Genomic DNA, 18,777 nt, shown 5'->3' on the forward strand with positions numbered 1-18,777 from the left:
GGCGGCGGTACCGCAACAGGAGCGTTTAGCCACAATCCGTGAAACCGGAGAAATGCTATGAACAAAAACGAGACCCGTTACGAACATGGCGCGACAAAGTACCCGGCAAAGAAAGATGCCGACGCGTCGGATCAATTCTCGCAGGAGGCAGCCGGCAACAAGAAGCCTGCCGGCGGCATGGGCCTGACCCGGTCAAGGGACGAGGTGGAGGACAAAACCCATCAATCCGAGGGGCAGGACCCGCCCAGGCGGTCTACGCCCAGCGCAGCGACCGAAAAGACATCCGGCGCCGGTCCGTCGATCGCCGAGCGTTCCAAGGACGCCAAGGCTCCGAAGAGCGGCCGCCAGCCAGGCGCCTACACCAAGGACTGACCGGCCAGGGAGCTCAGCCCATCATCGTCTTCAGCGGCTCCCTAGCGAGGTTTGCTTCGATCTCCTTGCGGCCCGGCGTTTCCCGCAGGGCTGTGCGCATGTTCTTGCGATATTCGTTCGGCATGCGCGGCGGCAGCATAGGTTCATATGCGTCGACGACCGCCTCTATGATCACCGGGCCTTCCGCGGCAAACGCGGCATCAAGAACCCCATCGGCGTCCTCAGGCCGGGTGACGCTGGTAGCCGATTCCCCCCATGACCTCCGCGGCCAGGGCGAAATCGATCGGCTGGAGTTCGCAGGCAAATTGCAGGTTGCCAAGGAACATCATTTGCTCCCAGGCGATCTGGTTGAGCATGTTGTTCTTGATCACCAGAAGCTTGAGCGGAATCCTGTAACGCACGGCCGTCGAAATGTGTCGACAAGGATCTCGCGGTGTTGGGCATGGTTGCCTCCAGTGTGTTGTCCCGGGCCAATGACCGCCCCAGACCAAGGACAACCGGGAGAAGCAGGGCGAGGGCGCTTGTAAGAAGCGGCGCCGAGATTGACGCCTCCGGCGTGGACGAGGTGCGGGGCCGCTCCGCCTGTGGAAGAGCTGGGTGAGATAAAGCCGTGCGTGCCCCGCGCAGGGGGCGAGCACCCACAGGTTGGTTAAGACGTTGTCGACGACACCCCAGCGCCGTAGAAACCGGTCTCCCGCAGGATGCCGTAGTGCAGGCCACGGCGTTGAAGTTTGCGCTGCCACGTGTGTAGGTTGCGGCAAACATCCCGGCCGCTGGCGCGGCGTATGGGCCGAGCAATTCGCCTTACCGGCACAAGCAGAAAACGCTAGAATGAACTCCTGCGACGGATCCAACTGCGCCAAAGACGAGCGCGATGAGCGCGGCGCTCTCCCGAGCGGATTCTGGTGCAACTCCTACCACGTTGCGCTCATGCACCCGGAGACTTGACTGCGAGGGAACGTGGGGATTCCGCTCACCCGTCTGCTGACACTTTGACTTCGCTTGGTGCGCGTCAGGCCTGACTTCCGGCTGATCTTCAGATAGCGGCGATGTCCAGCTTCGAGCCGTCGACCAGACGCGACAGGCGGAACGGTGTAGGATCGACGCAAGGCGTGTCGTTTACGACAAGCTCTGCGGCCAGGTAGCCAAGCCCCGGGCCCAAACCGAAGCCGTGGCCCGAGCAGCCCGCCGCGAGGACGAGGCCTTTCACCCCGTCCACGTGCGACACCACAGGCACTGCGTCCGGCGTGCAATCGACGAAGCCGCCCCAGGCACTATCGATCTCTATATCGCCGAGTTGGGGGAAGGTCTTCCGGACACTCTCCACCACTTGGCTTACCAGCCATTTTAAGGGTGGAGGATCCAGCACCCGATTCTGTTCGAAGATCCGATCGTCGCTGGTCAGCAGCGCCGGCATTGAATCCGGCCCCGAAAGGAACGATTGGCCGATGCCGAGCCTGACGTTCTTCAGGCGACGGAAGAATTGCGGCATGAATTCCCGGCTATACCGGATAGCCTGGGGCGTGATTTCGAGGTTCGCCTTGCCGCTGATCGCAAGCGTATAGCTGCCGTCCAGTCGGCGCGTGATCGTGCAGTAGGGTGTGGAGACCGCCTCGCCTATGTTGATTGTCGGGGTGGAACGCAGCGCGGTCTGCCGGATGCTCGCTTGGGGGAAACTGATCCCGAGCGGCCTAAGGAAGCGCGAGGACCAGGCGCCAGCGGCGCACAGCACCGCGCTGGTTCTGATGTAGCCCTTCTCCGTGTGCACGCCCGCAATCTTGCCATTGGCCAAGTCGAGCGCCCGCGCGGCGCATTCCTGGTGGATGGTGGCGCCCAGAGCTCTGGCCCCATCGGCGATAGCCGGCGCGGCGAGCGCAGGTTCGGCCTTACCATCCCGGTCCGAATAGGTCCCGCCGACCCATTTGTCGCGCGCTTCGGGGACGCGCTCGGCCACCTCCGCCCGGCTCAGCATGCGGGTGTCGACCTCGTACTCCCTGGCGACCTCGCGCCACCTTTCCCAGCCGGCGAGCACAGCCTCGTCGTGAGTGGCATAGACGAGACCGCAGCGTCGAAATCCAAGGTCCCGATTGATATCGCGCGTCAGCTCGTCCCACAGTCGCATGGAGATCACCGAGAGCGGCAGTTCGCGCCGATCGCGGTTCTGCTGGCGGCACCAACCCCAGTTGCGGCTCGATTGTTCACAGGCGACGTGGCCCTTCTCGAGCAGAGCCACAGAGAGGCCACGCTTCGCCAGGAAATAGGCGGCCGTAGAGCCGAGGATGCCGCCGCCGACGATGACGACGTCGACCTCGGCCGGGAGACGCTCATCGCTGTGAATGCGTTCGACTCGGGGCGACATGTTCCAACCAACCTCGGCTGCCAAGAATGCGGAAGCAAAGTTCCGATCAGCCCTTCATCGCATCGTGCGCTCGAAAGAATGTGCCGAAATCATCCAGGACTTCGCCAGATGTGCGGGTTTTTGATCCCTTGATCGATACGAGCTGCTCAAGCCCGACCAAGTTCCAGTTCGGCGCAGGGCGGCGTAACCTGCTCGCGAGTCCGTTGGATCGCGCTTGAGGGTCTTGAGCCTGCGAGCGAAGTTGTAGGCGGCAACGAAGTCGGCGAGGTGTTACCTGAGCTGATCGTGGCTCTCGTAGTAGAAGCGTTTGACCGTGGCGTCCTTGATCGTGCGGTCCATCCTCTTGCAGCTTTACGCGCTCGCTGCGGCGGGGCGTCAGACGTGGACATAGGCGATCAGTCGCCGAACGACGGAGATGCCCTGATGTTCCATCGGAAAACCGCGAGGAGAAAGTCTGACGGATCATGGCAGATGCGGATGAGCAGCCCGCAGCCGATGAGCGAATAGACGGTTTATTCGGCCGCCATCTCGGAACGATCCCGCCGCCCTGCCATTATCGCCATAAGGACAGGCTCAGATCGTGGTGGCGCACGATTGGTCCGCTTCGGCAAGGATCGTGGCCAACTGCAATCACCGGAAGTGGACGGTTCCGCCAGCGATCTGGGCCTCAAAAAATCGAACGCAAGGCACCTTGGAGGAAACCAATGGCTGGACGCAGAACCCATGAGCAGCAATTGCGCATCATTGAAAAGCGGGAGAACACGAAGGGCGCCGGCAAGGATTTCGACGCAGAGGCTGACCTGAAGCGATCAGCAGCGGAACGTGAAGCGCGGCGCAAGGGGTCGAAATCAGGTCCAAGACACCCGACCTCGTTGACCCTGACGATCGCAACATCCTTCGCGGAGAAAATCAGGAGAGCGTTCATCACAAGAACCGTCCCGACGACTAAGAATTGGAGCAAGCCCATGGCAAAAGGTAGCAAGAAGCACATCGGAGCGGGTGCGCGGGGAAAGGGTTCCGGTGCAGGCGCCATGACCACCACCCCAAAGGACAAGCTCGAGGAAAACAAAGTCCTGTCCAACCGCGACAAGGCCCAGCACACGAAGCAACGCGGCCTGGATTCCAGGCAGATCGCGAGTGAGCAGCGCCAGGATCACGCTGCCAATCGTTTGCGCGATTGACGGCTCAACCGCCGCTGGCGCGCGGTCGCGCGGCCCTGACCGGGGCCGCGCTTCAGGTCGGCTGCGAGCGCAAGGGGAGGGGCCGTTTGGCTCAGGCCAGGCCTATTCGCCACTGAAGAGCGGTTCTATCGGATGGCGCGATTTGGTCATTTTGAGTTCGCGCAGAAATATCGCCGCGCTCGACGATCGCCATCGGTTGTCGGTCCTTGCTAGCCATGGCGTGCTCCTTCGGCAGATCGCGTCGACGATTTGCTCTCAAACTGCTCTGCCTCACGCAGCAGCCGGATCACCTCCGCGTCGGTGGTCTGCTCGAAATCCTCATAATACCGGCTCACCGCAACAAACGGCTCAGGCGTGGCGAGACAGACCACTTCGTCCGCATCGGCTTTGATCAGGTCCAGCGTGTCCCGAGGTGCGACCGGGACGGCCAACACGACATGCGCGGCGCGATCCTTCCTTAGCGCCTTGAGCGCCACTCTGACCGTGCCTCCAGTCGCAATGCCGTCATCGACGACGATGACGGTCCGGCCCAGGACCGAAGCCGCAGGCCGGCTTCCGAGATAGAGGTTTCTGCGACGTTCGATTTCGAGCAGTTGCCGCCGCATCTCTGCTTCGACGTATTCGTCTGACGGCCGGACCAAAGCCATCGCCTCCTCGTTCAGGACGAGCTGCGGATTTTCCCCGTCGACGACCGCGCCGATGCCATATTCGGAATGGCCCGGCGCGCCGATCTTGCGCACAAGCAGCACGTCGAGCCGGGCACGGAGTGCCTTCGCCACTTCGAAGCCAACCGGCACGCCGCCGCGCGGCAGCGCCAGCACCAGTGGATCGGTTGCCGCGAACCTGGCCAAAGTGGCGGCAAGCTGGCGCCCCGCATCCGTTCGATCTTTGAATCTCAAGGCGTCAAAGCACATGGTCTTCACCTCTCCAAGGCCGAGACCTTGGCGTCGGTGCTGTTCAGGCCTCCTCCTCGCCCCAATTCAGCTTGCTGGCGAAACGACGATCGGAGGCAATTGTTTCGTCTCACCTTGGTAAAAATTGCCGAACCATGCGATTGGCCCCCGGTTCGCGATCAAATCGCTGCTGGAACAATCGATCGCCCTGCTGCGTTCGACTGTTTTACTCCTGCCGGGGGTGCTCGATGGCGCCACGTCCTTTCTGGAAAGGCTATCTGAAGCTTTCACTGGTGACCTGCCCGGTGGCGATGACGCCCGCTACCACCGAGAGCGAGAAGGTCCGGTTCCATACGCTCAATCGCAAGAGCGGGCATCGGGTGGTCAGCCAATATGTCGATGCCGTCAGCGGCAAGCCCGTTGCTGAAGACGACGAGGTGAAGGGCTACCAGCGCGGCGAGGACGAATACGTCCTGCTCGAGGACGACGAGATCGAAGCGGTTGCGCTCGAGAGCACGCGTACCATTGATATCGACATGTTTGTCGATGCCGACAGCATCGGCTGGATCTGGTACGACAAGCCGCACTATCTCACCCCTGACGACCCGGTGGGGGAGGAGGCATTCTCGGTCATTCGCGACGCAATGAAATCGACGGGGACGGTCGGAATATCGCGACTGGTCATGTACCGCCGCGAGCGCGCCGTCATGCTTGAACCACGAGGCAAGGGCATCGTGCTGTGGACACTGCGCTATGGCGATGAGGTTCGCGATCCCGAGGATTATTTTGGCAAGATCGACGACGTCAAACCCGATCCGAAACTGATGGATATGGTCTCGACCCTGATCGATGAGCGAACTAGGCAGTGGGATCCCGCCATGACCGGAGATCCGGTCCAGGCGCGGCTGCTGGAGATCATTGCCTCGAAGAAGAAGGGCAAGAAGGGTCCGGCCAAGGCGAAGGGCAAGGCCGAGCAACCGGCCAGCAACGTGATCAACATCATGGATGCGCTGCGCAAGAGCATCGGCTCGGAGCCCGGAAAGCGGAAATAAGCGCCTGGGAGCAGGCTGGGCTGGGAGACAAAGGCAGCACAATGAAGGTCATACCCCGCGATCCTGCTTTCGACAGCACCCGCCGATCCAGCGATTTCCTCCTGCCGCTCGATACGCCTCCAATGGAGGCAAAGGCGGCCGATGCGATTCCCGAAGGAGATGGATGGCAATACGAACGCAAATGGGATGGTTTTCGCTGCCTGGCATTTCGGCAGGATGATGCGGTGGAGTTGCGCGCAAAGTCAGGCAAGCCGCTAGGACGCTATTTTCCCGAACTCCTCGCGACATTGAAGGAACTGCCGTCGCGCCGTTTTGTCGTCGACGGGGAAATCGTCATCTCGGTCGACGGCAAGTTTTCGTTCGACGCGCTCCAGATGCGGCTTCATCCCGCCGAGAGCAGGATCCGCAAGCTGTCCGCGGAAACCCCGGCTAGCATCGTCCTGTTCGACATGCTCTGCGATCAGCACGGAACCGTCTGGTTGGCGCGGACCCTGAAAAAACGGCGAGCGATCCTTGAGGCTTTCGTCGCTTCGGCAAACCGCAGGAACATCGTGCTTTCGCACTGCACGCGCGATGTGAAGGAAGCCCGCTCCTGGCTAGGGGATGCCGGACATGGGGCGACAGACGGCGTCGTTGCCAAGCGGCTGGACGGTCCGTACCAACCGGGGGTGCGCGCGATGGTGAAGGTGAAGCGGCTGCGGTCGGCCGATTGTGTGGTCGGCGGCTTTCGCTATCTCAGCAGCAGTCGTCAGGTCGGATCATTGCTGCTGGGTCTGTACAACGAGGCCGGCAAGCTCGACCACGTCGGTTTCACCTCGACCATTGCCAAGGAGGACAGGGCCGAGCTTACCCGCAAGCTCGAAGCCATGCGCGCGCCACCGGGCTTTACCGGAAAGGCGCCGGGCGGGCCGAGCCGCTGGAGCACCGAGCGCAGCGGCGAATGGGAGCCGGTGCGGCCCGAACTGGTGGTCGAAGTGCGCTTCGATCACGTCACCGGCGACCGTTTCCGGCACGGCACCAAGTTCCTGCGCTGGCGACCAGACAAGGCCCCCGAGCAATGCACGCTCGAGCAGATCGCCTGATTATTCCGATGCATGCACTCGCAGTGCCGTCCTCAAGCCGCTCTCTTGCGCCGGTTTGCACGGTCTTCGATTGGCGCTGCGGCCGCGCGGAAATCCTGCCAGGGGTCCGACGACAGCGAGGCAAGCCGGGTCGGTGTGTTCTCGACGGTAAAATAGGCCGGTCCGATGCCGGGGCCGAGCTCTTCCCAGGCAAGCGGCATCGACACCGCCGCACCCGGTCGTGCTCTTGTCGAATAGGGTGCGACCGCGGTCGCACCACGCTGGTTGCGCAGATAATCGACCAGGATTTTCCCGCGCCGTTTCGATTTGGTGATGGTCGAGACGTAGCGGTTGGGACTGTCGGCGGCCATGGAGTCGGCAATCGCCTTGGTGAAGGCTTTTACAGCTGGCCATTCGGCTTTCGGCTTCAATGGCGCCACGACGTGCAGACCCTTGCCGCCGGAGGTCTTGATGAAGGGGACAAGCCCCGCATCCTTCAGCCGGTCGCGGGTCTCGACGGCGGCTTCGATCACCGCCTCCCAGCTCACGCCTTCGCCGGGGTCGAGATCCATGATGATCGTGTCCGGACGCTCCCAATCGCTCACCGTCGAGCCCCAGGGGTGGATCTCCAGCGACGCCGACTGGACGAGACCGATCAGCCCGTCGAGATCATTGATGCTGATCAGCCGCTCGTCGGGCGGATCCTTGGGGTCGTGGACCAGTACGATGTTGGGGTTCAGCCCCTTCCAGGCATGCTTCTGGAAGAATTGCTCGCCCGAAATCCCGTTGGGACAGCGCACCAGCGCCAGCGCGCGGCCGACGATGTAGGGCGACACATAACGCCAGACCTCGGAATAATAGTCGGCGAGGCCTTCCTTGGTCACGCCCTCGTCCGGCCAGTAAAGACGGTCGGGATGGGTGAGCTTGACGGTCCGGCGCTGAGGTTTGGCCACCTCCTTGCTCGTCTTCGGCGTCTCGCGCGTGATTTCTTTCGCCGGCTTGTCTTCGCGCAACCCGCGGAACGAGGCGTGGCGCAGATGGCCGTCGGCGGTCCACGCCCGGAACTCGACTTCGGCGACGAGGTCCGGCCTGACATAGCGGACTTGCCGAGCCTCGTCGGCGCTCAGCCGTTTTTCGAACGGGCTTGACGGAATGCGTAACCGCTCGAGCTTCTTGAACAGGCTCTCGGCGACCGCTGCCGTGTAGCCGGTGCCGACGCGCCCGACATGATGCAGCTTGCCGTGGTCATAGACACCCAGGACAAGCGAACCGATCGCCTTGCGCGAGGTTGTCGAGGGGACATAGCCGGCCACGACAAATTCCTGCCGCGCCGAGCATTTCGACTTCACCCAGTTCTTGCTGCGGCCGGCGCGGTAGGGCGCATCGCGAAGCTTGGAGACAATGCCTTCCAGGCTCAGCCGACAGGCATGTCGCAGCACCAGGGCGCCATCCTCCTCAAAATGGCCGCTGTAGCTGATGATGCCGCTGTTACTGCCGATGATTTTTTCCAGCAATTCCTTGCGCTTGATTAACGCAACGTCGCGCAGATCGTAGCCGTCGAGATGAAGCAGGTCGAAGACGTAGAAGTGAAAGCGATCACTGCGGCCCTCGCTGAGATCGGCTTGCAGCGCGGAAAAATCCGATGCGCCGGCTGACGTCTCGACCACGAGTTCACCGTCGATCAGCGCCGTCCCGACAGGGATATCGGCCAGCGCCGAAACGACCGCCTTGCCGAATTTCTTCGTCCAGTCGAGACCGCTCCGCGTCAACAGTTTGACGCGGCCGGCTTCGATCCTGGCCTGCAGCCGGTAGCCGTCGAATTTGATCTCGTGCAGCCAGCGCTCGCCCGACGGCGCTGACGAGACCAGGGTCGCCAGCGTCGGTTCGACGAAATCGGGAAGCGCCGCCTTCTTGGCGCCCTTGATCTTTGACGGTTCGGGAACGCTGATAGTGGCGGGGGCCTCTTCCGCTGGAGCTGGCCTGGTGCTGCCGCCGCGGCGCCTGCGAATGCGCCCTGTCTTAGACGACCAGCCGGGCTCTTCGCCGGCGACGTCCTCTATCTTGCGGCCGGTCGCGACGGATTCCGGCCGCTCGTCCAGAATGTCGGGATCACGTTCGGTGCGCGCGGCGTCATCGTCGCCTTTGATTAGCAGCCAGTTCTCGCGCTTCTCCCGGGGCTTTCCGGCCATCCGCACAAGATGCCAGCGGCCGCCAAGCTTCTCGCCGTGAAGCTCGAAGTCGAGATGGCCTTTCGCATAGCCGCGATGCGCGTCGCCGATCGGCGTCCAAGTGCCTCTGTCCCAAAGGAGGACGGTGCCGCCGCCATACTCGCCCTTCGGGATTGTGCCTTCGAAGTCGCCATATTCCAGAGGATGGTCCTCGACGTGGACGGCAAGACGCTTCTCGCCGGGGATCAGGCTCGGCCCTTTTGTGACGGCCCAGCTCTTCAGGACGCCGTCCATTTCGAGACGAAAATCATAATGGAGCCGGGTGGCATCGTGCTTCTGTATGACGAAGCTGTCGCCGGTCCTCGGCGCCCTGCGGCCCTGCGGCTCCGGGGTAACGGAAAAATTGCGCTTCTTGCGGTAGGTCTCGAGCGCCATCGGTCAGCCGGCCTTCCGACGCGGCGCTGTCTGCTTCTCCTTGGCATGGCGCGCTGGCTTTGACTTTGCCGCGGGCTTTCTTGTCGAGGGCTGCTTGCCGCCAACGCCGGCACTCTGGCGCAGCGCATCCATAAGGTCGACGACCCTCTCCCGCTTGGCCGGCTTCGGAACGGCGATCTTCTTGCCCTCGAGCTTTGCCTTCACAAGCTCGGCCAGCGCCGCCTCATAACGGTCGTCGAATTTGGTCGGATCGAATTTGCCTTTCTTGGTCTTGATGATGTGTTCGGCCAGTTCGAGCATCTCGCCCTCGATCTTCAAGTCGGGGATGTTGTCGAAAGCCTCCTCCGCCGAGCGCACCTCGTAATCGAAATTCAGCGTCGTTGCGACCAGGCCTTCGTCATAGGCGCGGACGAGCAGGGTCCGGACGCGCCGAAACAGGACGGTCTGGGCGATGGCGGCGACTTTCTTCCTGCGCATGCCTTCGCGGATCAGCCCAAACGCTTCCTCCGCGTGTTTGTCCGACGGGGCCAGGTAATAAGGCTTGTCGAAATACACGTCGTCGACATCGGAACAGCCGATGAAGGCCGAGACCGACAGCGTCTTGTCGCTCTCGGGAACAGCGGCTGCGACCTCATCGGGTTCGAGCACGACGTACTCACCCGAGCCGATCTCATAGCCTTTGACCTGGTCGTCCTTCTCGACCGGCTTGCCGCTATCGCTGTCGACGAAGGCGCGATGCACCCTATGACCGGTGGCGCGGTTTATCGTGTGGAAGGCGATCCGCTCGGAGGTTGAGGCAGCCGTATAGAGCGCCACCGGGCAGCTGAGTTCTCCGATTTTCAGAAAACCCTTCCAATTTGCTCTCGGCGCCAAGACGATAGCCTCACTGTCACAAGCATTGCACAGGAAATGCAACGTGGCGGCGCCGAGATTTGTTCCTTTGGCGCCTGCGCGGCGATGATCAGAAGGGCCTGGGCCAGCAGACAAGCCATTCCGCTGCAACCAAATTCACCACCCGCCGTTGTCGAGCAGCAAGGGAGCGGTTGGCCATGACTGGATTATCACTGACGAGCCTGTCGTTTTTGTCGGCGCTGGTGGCGGCTCTGGCTCTGGCAGGTTGCAGCAACGAGGCCGAGCCGACGCAGGGCAGCACCAGCAGCACTGAGCCGACCCAGAGTAACACCAACACCGTCGATCAAAATCCCGAAGTCGACAAGGACCCGACGCCGAAGACGACCACAGGCGGCGATCAACCCGGAACGCCGCCGGAGCAGTGAGGGATCGGCCGGCCGACTGGATTCTGCGAGGGCATGCGTTCCCTTTCCGGATGAATTTCTGCCGACAAGGCACCGGGTTTCATCCCGACGGGCTCTGCTCGACCAGATGGTAGCTATACCGGTCGCGAATGAAGGCGTTGAAAAACCGGCCTTTTGACCAGGCCTTGCGGAATGCCGCATAAGTTTGCGGCGGCACGTCGTTGAAATCGTAGCGATTTCCGCTTGGGAGAGGGTCCTCGTCGCCGGGTCGTAATTGACTCGACGCGCCTGGGCAATAACCCGCCCCGGCAATCCGGGTTCCATCTCGCGCATTGTGGAGGCAATAATCCGGCGGGCCCCAAGGCCTTGCCGCCACGGGCCGGCTTCACCAATTAGGGTTGATGCCATCGCTCAAAACCAGGCAGCCGCAATCCGCTGGCCAAGGCGACCTGTTTCGCGCGCCTGACTTTCTCGCGCCCGACTTTCACGCACGTGACGACCTGCCGGAAGGATTTTGCTACCGGCCGGAGCTGATCACGGCGGAGGAAGAGGCCGAACTGGTGCGGCAGCTCGAAAGTCTCGCCTTCCAGCCTTTCGACTTCCATGGCCATCTCGCAAACCGGCGCGTCGCCGGTTTTGGCCTGCGCTACGATTTTGACCAACGCAAGGTGGTCGAGGCGCCGGCGATCCCTGCTTTCCTGATGCCGCTCAGGGACAAGGTGGCGGCATTTGCGCGGCTGCCCGCCGAGGCTTTTGTGCAGGTCTTGATCAATGAGTACCGACCCGGCGCGGGTATCGGCTGGCATCGCGACAAGCCGCATTTCGATGCCGTGGCCGGCGTATCTCTTCTTGCGCCGTGCAGCTTTCGGCTCCGCCGGAAGAACGGCACGAGATGGGCTCGCGAGACCGTCACCCTCGAGCCAAGATCGGCTTACCTGATGACGGGCCCGGCGCGCACCGAATGGGAGCACAGCATCCCGCCGGTTGCCGCGCACCGCTACTCCATCACCCTGCGGACGCTGCACCCGCAACGGTCGCCTCGATCAGAAGCGATAGTTCGATGACCAGAATCGAGACCGGCTCCTGTTTTTGCGGTTCGATAAGTGCTGAGATGCATGGTGACCCGTTCTGGATTTGCTCCGATCACGATGACGATTGTCGCAAGGCGATAGGCAGCCCGCTGACCGTCTGGGTCGGCTATCGGCCGGCCCAATTCAGATTGCTCACCGGCGCGCCAAAAAAATTCTCAAGGACCCGAGGCGTGCTCCGCACCTTCTGCGCCGATTGCGGGACATCCATAGCCTACTTCGACCAGGGGCTTCCCGAGGAACTTTATCTGACGATCGGCTTCTTCGACCACCCCGAGCGCTTTGCGCCGCAGGCTCATGCCTATTGGGACATGAAGCTGCCGTGGGTGGAATTTGGCGACGATCTGCCGCGTGTGGGAAGATATTCAAGGCGGCGCGATCCGGCGGTCGGAAATCCGGCCGACCGGTAACCGGCAACGCCGCCGATGGGACCCGAATGGCCCAGCTGAATTGAATTGCGATCAGTTTGTAATCCAAACGGACCGGCATCATCGCTTCTTCACGCCGCTTTCTATACTATCTGTTGAGCGCAAGGCATAGGTCGGAACAGGCAGAAAAATTTGGCACAACGATCGGGAAGCGCAGACCTTCCACTTCATGGCGGACGCGTGCCGAAATGGCTCGGCGACCGGATGACGCGCCTTGGAGCCGTCATGTGCGAGGCGATCATTCACCATTACGGTCGCGAAGAGCTGCTGCGCCGGCTGGCGCATCCCTTCTGGTTCCAGTCGTTTGGCGCCGTCATGGGAATGGACTGGCATTCCTCCGGCATCACGACCAGCGTCATCGGCGCCCTCAAACGTGGTTTGGCTCCGCTCTCCGGCGAACTCGGTATTCACGTGTGCGGCGGCCGCGGCGCGCATTCGCGCAAGACCCCGCATGAGCTTGCCGCCATCGGCGAGCGCGTCGGCTTCGACGGAACAGGCCTGGCGACGGCCAGCCGGCTTGTCGCCAAGGTTGACAGCGCCGCCGTCCAGGACGGCTTCGACCTTTATCTGCATGGCTTTATCGTCACCGATGACGGCGACTGGGTCGTGGTGCAGCAGGGCATGAACGGCGACAGCAAGGTGGCGCGCCGCTATCACTGGCTGTCCGAAGGCCTGAAGAGTTTCGTCGAGCAGCCGCATGCCGCCATCGAAGGCGCCAACCAGGGCGAGATCGTCAACCTGACCGACCGCCGCGCCGACGCCTCGCGCAAGGGCCAGTTGAATCTCCTGCAGGATCTCGGACCGGATCGCATTCTGAGGGAGTTCGCCGCGCTCGAACGTGACGTGGCTGCCGCACCGGAGCCCGACCAGCCAATGCTGCCGCACCTGGTCATGCCGGCGCACCACGACGTTCGCGAAAGCGATGTCGTCATGCGTCGTCTTCATGGCAACATGGCGGCGGCTGCCGAGCGTGGCCCCGCCGATTTCTCCGAGCTTCTCCTGGTGCCCGGCGTCGGTGCGCGCACGGTGCGGGCGCTGGCGCTGGTGGCCGAGGTTTTGCATGGCGCGCCATGCCGTTTTTCCGATCCCGGGCGCTTCTCGCTGGCACATGGCGGCAAGGACAGGCATCCATTCCCCGTGCCGCTGAAGGTCTATGACGAGACGATCGGCGTGCTGAAGTCGGCCGTCCACAAGGCCAGGCTCGGTCGCGACGAAGAACTCGGCGCCTTGAAGCGGCTGGACGAGCAGTCGCGGCAGGTCGAACGCTATGTCACCGGCCCCAGTCTGAAGGAAATCGTTGCCGGAGAGTTCGATCGGTCGCATCTGCTCGGCGGCCGCAGCGTGTTCGGCTGGGAGACCGCACCCGAGGCGCCCGCGGATGCTAAACAAATCAAACAAAAGGGATAATCGGACCGGAACGCAGTTCAGCGGACCTGGCCTGATCCGTGTTCAGGCATCCAGATCAATCAAGGCGATGCCGAGTTCCGGACGTTTTCTGCGGCGCAGATGACCAGGCGTTTCCACCAAAGTGACTTCGAGTGTAGGCCGAACAATGCCATCGAGCAGATGTCCGCCCTTCGTGCTGCCGTCGCGCAATCCGAGCACCGCATGGACGTGAAGGCTGGGCTTGCCGTCGTCGCCGATCGCAACGTCGCCGATCGCGCTGAGCACCTCGCACTGTTCCAGCACCGGGATTTTCCGATAAGTTTTTTCCTCGATGTCGAACCAGCCGACAGTCGCCTTTTCGAAGGCGCCGAGCGCGGTCAGCGAGGCGCCGCCAATATCGTTATCGACAGCGAAAGATGTGAGCGCCGCGAACGCTTCCTCGCCGGGATCAAGCACCACAACGAACGTCCTTTGTCCGGCGCTTTCGGCGACGAGCTGCGATTTCATGATTTCACTCCAGACGCTGTGTCGGCTTTGGGTTGTCATTCGATCGAGAGGTTGAACGGAAAGCTGGCTCGCGAGTTCCCAACAGGTTTGGCGTGGCTTTGAACATCGCAGCGCCGTTCGGCTGTGGCGAAGATGCAGCGGTGCGGAACAAGATTGTCCAGGAAACATTGTTCCCCGCAGGCTATCTCTGAGGAGCGGACGTGGCGCCAACCGAGATCATCGTCAGGCATGCGCTAACGCCGCGTGAGTTCTGGATTGGTCTTGGCCGTGCCTTTGCCGGAGCGTTGATCTTCGCCGCCCCGGTGCTGATGACCATGGAGGCCTGGGCGCTGGGCTTTCACCTTCACCCACTGCGGCTCGCCCTGTTCCTCGCTGTCACTTTGCCAATGCTGGTGCTGCTGCACAAGTACGGAGGCTTTCGCCACACGGTGGCGCTGCGCGACCGCATCGCCGATGCTTTTGTGGCCATACTTGTGGCCGCTGTGGCGGCTACGGCGGTGTTGTTTATTTTCGGCATCGTGACCGCCGAAATGCCGCTGCGGGAGGTGATTGGCAAAATTGCGGTGCAAATTGTCCCAGGCAGTCTCGGGGCATCCTTGGCACGCGCTCAGCTCGGCCCGAGTTTGTTGGAGGAGGAGGACATTCCCGAGCCCGGCTACACCGGAGAGCTGTTCCTGATGGTGGTCGGAGCGCTATTTCTATCGGTGAACATCGCACCGACGGAAGAGGTCGTCCTCATCGCCTACAAGATGGAGCCCTGGCAGGAAATCGCCCTGGTGGTGGTCACCCTCGCTCTCATGCACGCCTTCGTCTATGAGTTCGAATTCCGCGGCTCGCACAGTCCCGAGCCAGGCGCTGGATTCGTCAGCATCTTCTTTCGCTATGCGATCGTCGGCTATGTCCTGGTGATGCTTGTGAACCTCTACATCTTGTGGACCTTCGGCAGGACCGATGGCGCCGGCTTTTCGGAGACACTCAGTGCAGTCGTGGTTCTGTCGTTTCCTGGCGCGCTCGGGGCGGCGGTTGCGAGGCTCATTCTGTGACAAGGAACCCCGCAAAAGGCGACAAGCAACAGAAGCAGCAGTCCGACAACAAAGCAAAGACACGCAAACCCGGGACTTCGGTCACGGAGTGGGTCGTGGCGGGCATAAGCTCCGTAGTCCTGCTTGCCGTGCTCGGTTATCTTGTCGTCGATGGCGTGAGCACGCGCGATGGGACCGCCCGGATCGTTGTGGTGCCACTCGCGGTCGCGGTCACCGAGGGGGGCTACGTGGTCGAGTTCGCCGCTGCAAACAGGGCGGGGAAATCAGTTGCTGCTGTCGAGATCAAAGGTGAGCTCCGCAACGGCGATGAGGTCGTCGAGGATAGCAGCGCTACGCTCGACTATGTCCCACAGAATTCCCAACGGAAGGGCGCGTTGATCTTTCGTCGCGATCCCGAGGCCTATGACCTGCGCCTCTTTGCCATTGGATATAGTGAACCCTGACCAGTCAAAACGCCATGGATGAAAGGGAACTCGGCGTGGATGACGCGGTCAACCGGCCACTGCTTCGCCCTGCTGTAAAAGCGACATGGCTGCAGAGAACCAACACGGCCGGTGCCTCCGAGAATGATGTGCGTGGGCGATCCTTTCGCACCCTATTCCTCTCTATTCCTCCGGGGCGGTGGCAGGAGCCGTATAACGGCGACGCACCGCATCCAGAACGTGCTTGCGGCTTTCCTGCGCCGAGAGCATTTCGTCCTTTTCCGCCTCGGCGGTCTCGCGCGCCAGATCCTTGTCCCTGATCTGTCGGCGAAACCATTCGGAATAGTCGCCGGCGCGCAGGTGATGCTCCCAGGTTCTGTCGTCGATGCCCTCGGCAATCTGAGCGAAGATCATCAGGTTGTGGGCCCGGAGGTTCATCGCGTTGTCGGGACCTCTGAAATAGAAGCTGCCGGCCTCGTCGAGTTGACCTTCTGCATATTTGCGGCTGTGACGCTTGAGCGACTGGCGCGGCTCGATCGCTTTGACCATGGCAATTTTCTTGCGGGCTTGCGGCCGCCAGAACAGCACACGCTCGCCTTTTGGCGAGGGAATATCCTTTGGCGGCTTGGTGTCCGTCTCCTGACAAAAGGCCTTGATGACATTCTTGGCCTTGGGACCGAGCGCAATGACGGCAGTGACCAGACGCAGGGCGTCGGTCGAGATCGCTTCCGGATGAACGGTGATCAGGACAGTGCCCGGCAATTCCAACGACAGGATGGCGCGCGTGTCGTCGCGCCTCTTGGGCAGAAGATGATGCGCCTCGTCGATGACCAGCCAATGCGGCCTCGCCGTACGGTAGCGGAAATTGCCAAGACCGGGGAGCAGGTCGGCAAAGAAGCCTGGTCGCTCGTTGACCCGCAACGCCAGCCCGTTGACGACCACATTGGTGTCGGGCTTTTCGATCAGGTCGAGCACTTGTGCCTTTGTCGGTTCGCTTGAGGCATCGCCTACCCGGACGGCGCCTTCGAGGCCATCATAGTCGCCTTCCGGATCGAAAACGCAGAATTGAAATCCGTTCTCGACGAAGCGTTCCGTCAGCGCGGTGGCCAAGGTGGATTTGCCGATGCCGGAGCTTCCGGCGATCAGAACCGTGTCGGTCGGCGTCAGATAGACTTCGTCGCCGCCGACCGAACCGAGAAGGATGCCGTCACGGCCTTTTCGGACAAATTCCCGATCACGCTTTACCAGCTTTTCGATCAGTTCCTCGACGCCCTTTCCACGTGCGCCGCGCGTTACAAGATCCGCTGTATCCTTGACCGCCGCAAGGGCGTTCTCGACAGCGACGCTGCAGCCGCAGGCCCGCAGGAACGCATGATCGTTTTCAGCATCGCCAATACCGACCACATTGTGTGGCGACAGCTTGAGGTCCTCAAGTGCGGCTGCCAGCCCGGCTGCCTTGTTGATGCCGGTGGGCAGCACCATCACCGCGCCCTTGTTGAAGATGATTTCCAGCTCCAGCCCGAGTTCCTTGATGACCTCAAGAACTGTTGCCTGGTGTGGTTCCCAGGTCGCGACGATCGACCGTCCGACTGAAAGCGGCTTGACGCCGCGTTTCTTCAAACTGGCGACAAATTTCGGCGCCGGCGCCGGTGAGATCGCACGTTCTTCCTCGCTGGCAGGCGTGTAGATCAACGCCCCATTTTCGGCGACGACCTTGTCGAACACGCCGAGTTCGGGAAAAACCCGCTTGAGGTCGGGCAGTTCGCGGCCAGTGACGAGGATGAGCTTGCGGCCACTTTTCTTGAACCGTTCGAGGGCTGCAAGCGTCTTTTCGACTACGATCCCATCGTGCGCCAGCGTGCCGTCATAGTCCGTCGCCAAGGCAATGAAATACATCTGTCGACCATTTCATATCTGAGATCGCCGCTACCTCCGCCACAGGCGAGAGGTCCACGATGATCGAGGCAGTGCGGGCGACACGTTCTCAGTAGCCGCCGATGATCGGCAATATCTCGCCGGTGATGTAGCTTGAACAATGCGGCGAGGCGAGGAACACATAGGCCGGCGCGATTTCCTCTGGTTGCGCCGGCCGTTTCATCGGCGTGTCTGCGCCAAATTTCGAGACGTCGCCGGCTTGCTTGTCCGACGGGTTGAGCGGGGTCCACACCGGGCCTGGCGCCACGCAGTTGACCCGAATTCCCTTTTCGATGAGGTTGCCGGACAGCGCGCGCGTGAAGGCATGAATGCCGCCCTTGGTCATCGAATAGTCGACCAGCTGCTTCGAGCCCTCGATGCCGGTTATGGAGCCGCTGTTGATGATCGCCGAACCAGGCTTCATATGCGGAACGGCCTCCTGCGCCATGTGGAAATAGCCGTAGAGGTTGGTCTTCAGCGTCGTGTCGAAATGCTCCTCGGTCAGCTCACTGAAGTCGCTGGAATGGACCTGGAAAGCGGCGTTGTTGACCAGCACGTCGATCCGGCCAAATTCCTTCACCACCTTAGTCACAGCCTTGTGGCAGTGGTCGCGTTCGCTGACGTCGGCCTTGACCAGCGTGCAGCGCCGGCCCTCGGCTTCGACGGCCCTCTTCGTTTCTTCAGCATCCTTGTCCTCGCACAGATAGACGATTGCCACATCGGCGCCTTCGCGCGCATAGAGCACGGCCACGGCTCGGCCGATGCCGGAATCGCCGCCGGTGATCACGGCCACTTTGCCGTCCAGCTTTTTTGATCCGATATAGAATGGCGCGTCGTAAAGCGGCGCCGGCTCTATCGCCCATTCATGCCCTGGCTTCGGCTGGTGCTGCTCGGGAAAGGGCGGCTCGGGATATTTGCGTGCTCCGGCCTGCATGGCGCCTTGTTGCTTGCCGTTGCCCTTCGTTTTGTCCTTGGCGTCGATGCCGCGCTGGATGTGGCGTTGCTTGGCGGCCTCGCCGGCGATTTCCGATTTCATCTGCTGTCTCCTTGGCTTGGAGAACGAACAACGCATGTCCGGCGAAAAAGTTTACGCGACGGCGTCATTCCTTCGGCAACGAATCCAAACGCCAGGAAATCGACGGCGTGTACTGCGCAACTGGCAACGAATGACGCGGCCGGACGTTTGGGCACAAGCGGTGTCCGAAAACCTGA

Annotated in this window: 18 protein-coding genes and 1 pseudogene; 10 read left to right on the top strand and 9 right to left on the bottom strand. The window is 61.8% G+C overall.

Annotated elements, in window-relative coordinates:
* The first annotated feature begins 57 nt into the window (after positions 1-57).
* On the top strand, positions 58-372 hold the full coding sequence (locus AC0L2K_RS04615) for a hypothetical protein (protein ID WP_091590276.1): 315 nt from the start codon (positions 58-60) through the stop codon (positions 370-372).
* 13 nt (positions 373-385) lie between these two features.
* Here AC0L2K_RS04615 and AC0L2K_RS04620 read toward each other — a convergent pair.
* Together AC0L2K_RS04620 and AC0L2K_RS04625 are read right to left on the bottom strand one after the other, a co-directional pair.
* Positions 386-782 (bottom strand): annotated as a pseudogene (locus AC0L2K_RS04620) (thiamine pyrophosphate-dependent enzyme); the annotation flags it as partial.
* Between the two features lie 626 nt (positions 783-1,408).
* A complete protein-coding gene (locus AC0L2K_RS04625) occupies positions 1,409-2,731 on the bottom strand; it encodes an NAD(P)/FAD-dependent oxidoreductase (protein ID WP_287228728.1) in 1,323 nt (440 codons plus the stop codon).
* A gap of 965 nt (positions 2,732-3,696) precedes the next feature.
* On the opposite strand from AC0L2K_RS04625, the gene AC0L2K_RS04630 reads away from it, so the two are divergent.
* Positions 3,697-3,912 carry a hypothetical protein gene (locus AC0L2K_RS04630; protein ID WP_287228730.1) on the top strand — a complete coding sequence of 72 codons (216 nt, stop codon included), beginning with the start codon at positions 3,697-3,699 and terminating at the stop codon, positions 3,910-3,912.
* 209 nt (positions 3,913-4,121) lie between these two features.
* Here the strand turns inward: AC0L2K_RS04630 and AC0L2K_RS04635 are convergent, their stop codons facing one another.
* Positions 4,122-4,826, bottom strand: coding sequence for a phosphoribosyltransferase (locus AC0L2K_RS04635; protein WP_473530736.1), 705 nt, complete (start codon positions 4,824-4,826; stop codon positions 4,122-4,124).
* Positions 4,827-5,053: 227 nt separating this feature from the next.
* Here AC0L2K_RS04635 and ku (AC0L2K_RS04640) point away from each other — a divergent pair, with 227 nt between their 5' ends.
* A complete protein-coding gene (gene ku, locus AC0L2K_RS04640; protein ID WP_287228735.1) occupies positions 5,054-5,857 on the top strand; it encodes a non-homologous end joining protein Ku in 804 nt (267 codons plus the stop codon).
* A 41-nt stretch (positions 5,858-5,898) separates the two neighbouring features.
* On the top strand, positions 5,899-6,939 hold the full coding sequence (locus tag AC0L2K_RS04645) for an ATP-dependent DNA ligase (RefSeq protein ID WP_473530737.1): 1,041 nt from the start codon (positions 5,899-5,901) through the stop codon (positions 6,937-6,939).
* 32 nt (positions 6,940-6,971) lie between these two features.
* Here the strand turns inward: AC0L2K_RS04645 and ligD are convergent, their stop codons facing one another.
* Together ligD and ku (AC0L2K_RS04655) are read right to left on the bottom strand one after the other, a co-directional pair.
* Positions 6,972-9,521, bottom strand: coding sequence for a DNA ligase D (gene ligD, locus AC0L2K_RS04650; RefSeq protein WP_473530738.1), 2,550 nt, complete (start codon positions 9,519-9,521; stop codon positions 6,972-6,974).
* A gap of 3 nt (positions 9,522-9,524) precedes the next feature.
* Positions 9,525-10,394, bottom strand: coding sequence for a non-homologous end joining protein Ku (gene ku, locus AC0L2K_RS04655; protein ID WP_473530739.1), 870 nt, complete (start codon positions 10,392-10,394; stop codon positions 9,525-9,527).
* A 176-nt stretch (positions 10,395-10,570) separates the two neighbouring features.
* On the opposite strand from ku (AC0L2K_RS04655), the gene AC0L2K_RS04660 reads away from it, so the two are divergent.
* Positions 10,571-10,798, top strand: a complete 228-nt coding sequence (locus AC0L2K_RS04660) for a hypothetical protein (RefSeq protein WP_287345173.1) — start codon at positions 10,571-10,573, stop codon at positions 10,796-10,798.
* A gap of 79 nt (positions 10,799-10,877) precedes the next feature.
* Here the strand turns inward: AC0L2K_RS04660 and AC0L2K_RS04665 are convergent, their stop codons facing one another.
* A complete protein-coding gene (locus AC0L2K_RS04665) occupies positions 10,878-11,153 on the bottom strand; it encodes a KTSC domain-containing protein (RefSeq protein ID WP_473530740.1) in 276 nt (91 codons plus the stop codon).
* A gap of 25 nt (positions 11,154-11,178) precedes the next feature.
* On the opposite strand from AC0L2K_RS04665, the gene AC0L2K_RS04670 reads away from it, so the two are divergent.
* The 3 genes from AC0L2K_RS04670 (at position 11,179) to AC0L2K_RS04680 (ending at position 13,700) form a co-directional block, all read left to right on the top strand.
* Positions 11,179-11,841 (top strand): alpha-ketoglutarate-dependent dioxygenase AlkB, encoded by a 663-nt coding sequence (locus tag AC0L2K_RS04670; protein WP_287228747.1) that lies wholly within the window; start codon positions 11,179-11,181, stop codon positions 11,839-11,841.
* Positions 11,838-12,275 carry a GFA family protein gene (locus AC0L2K_RS04675; protein ID WP_128167985.1) on the top strand — a complete coding sequence of 146 codons (438 nt, stop codon included), beginning with the start codon at positions 11,838-11,840 and terminating at the stop codon, positions 12,273-12,275. The genes AC0L2K_RS04670 and AC0L2K_RS04675 overlap by 4 nt, the downstream gene beginning before the upstream one ends.
* Positions 12,276-12,425: 150 nt before the next feature.
* On the top strand, positions 12,426-13,700 hold the full coding sequence (locus tag AC0L2K_RS04680; RefSeq protein WP_287174496.1) for a DUF763 domain-containing protein: 1,275 nt from the start codon (positions 12,426-12,428) through the stop codon (positions 13,698-13,700).
* Between the two features lie 42 nt (positions 13,701-13,742).
* Here AC0L2K_RS04680 and AC0L2K_RS04685 read toward each other — a convergent pair whose 3' ends face one another.
* Positions 13,743-14,186, bottom strand: coding sequence for a PPC domain-containing DNA-binding protein (locus AC0L2K_RS04685; protein WP_023801352.1), 444 nt, complete (start codon positions 14,184-14,186; stop codon positions 13,743-13,745).
* Between the two features lie 284 nt (positions 14,187-14,470).
* On the opposite strand from AC0L2K_RS04685, the gene AC0L2K_RS04690 reads away from it, so the two are divergent.
* Together AC0L2K_RS04690 and AC0L2K_RS04695 are read left to right on the top strand one after the other, a co-directional pair.
* Complete coding sequence (locus AC0L2K_RS04690) at positions 14,471-15,229, top strand: TIGR02587 family membrane protein (RefSeq protein WP_245277751.1); 759 nt, start codon at positions 14,471-14,473, stop codon at positions 15,227-15,229.
* On the top strand, positions 15,226-15,672 hold the full coding sequence (locus tag AC0L2K_RS04695) for a TIGR02588 family protein (protein WP_023801355.1): 447 nt from the start codon (positions 15,226-15,228) through the stop codon (positions 15,670-15,672). The genes AC0L2K_RS04690 and AC0L2K_RS04695 overlap by 4 nt, the downstream gene beginning before the upstream one ends.
* A 162-nt stretch (positions 15,673-15,834) precedes the next feature.
* On the opposite strand, the gene AC0L2K_RS04700 is transcribed toward AC0L2K_RS04695, so the two are convergent.
* Positions 15,835-17,547 (bottom strand): HAD family hydrolase, encoded by a 1,713-nt coding sequence (locus AC0L2K_RS04700; protein WP_236388341.1) that lies wholly within the window; start codon positions 17,545-17,547, stop codon positions 15,835-15,837.
* An 88-nt stretch (positions 17,548-17,635) separates the two neighbouring features.
* The gene (locus AC0L2K_RS04705) at positions 17,636-18,601 is read right to left on the bottom strand and encodes an SDR family oxidoreductase (protein WP_287345163.1); all 966 of its coding nucleotides are present in this window, start codon (positions 18,599-18,601) and stop codon (positions 17,636-17,638) included.
* Positions 18,602-18,777: the final 176 nt, after the last annotated feature.

This window comes from Mesorhizobium sp. WSM4817 (assembly GCF_055811135.1).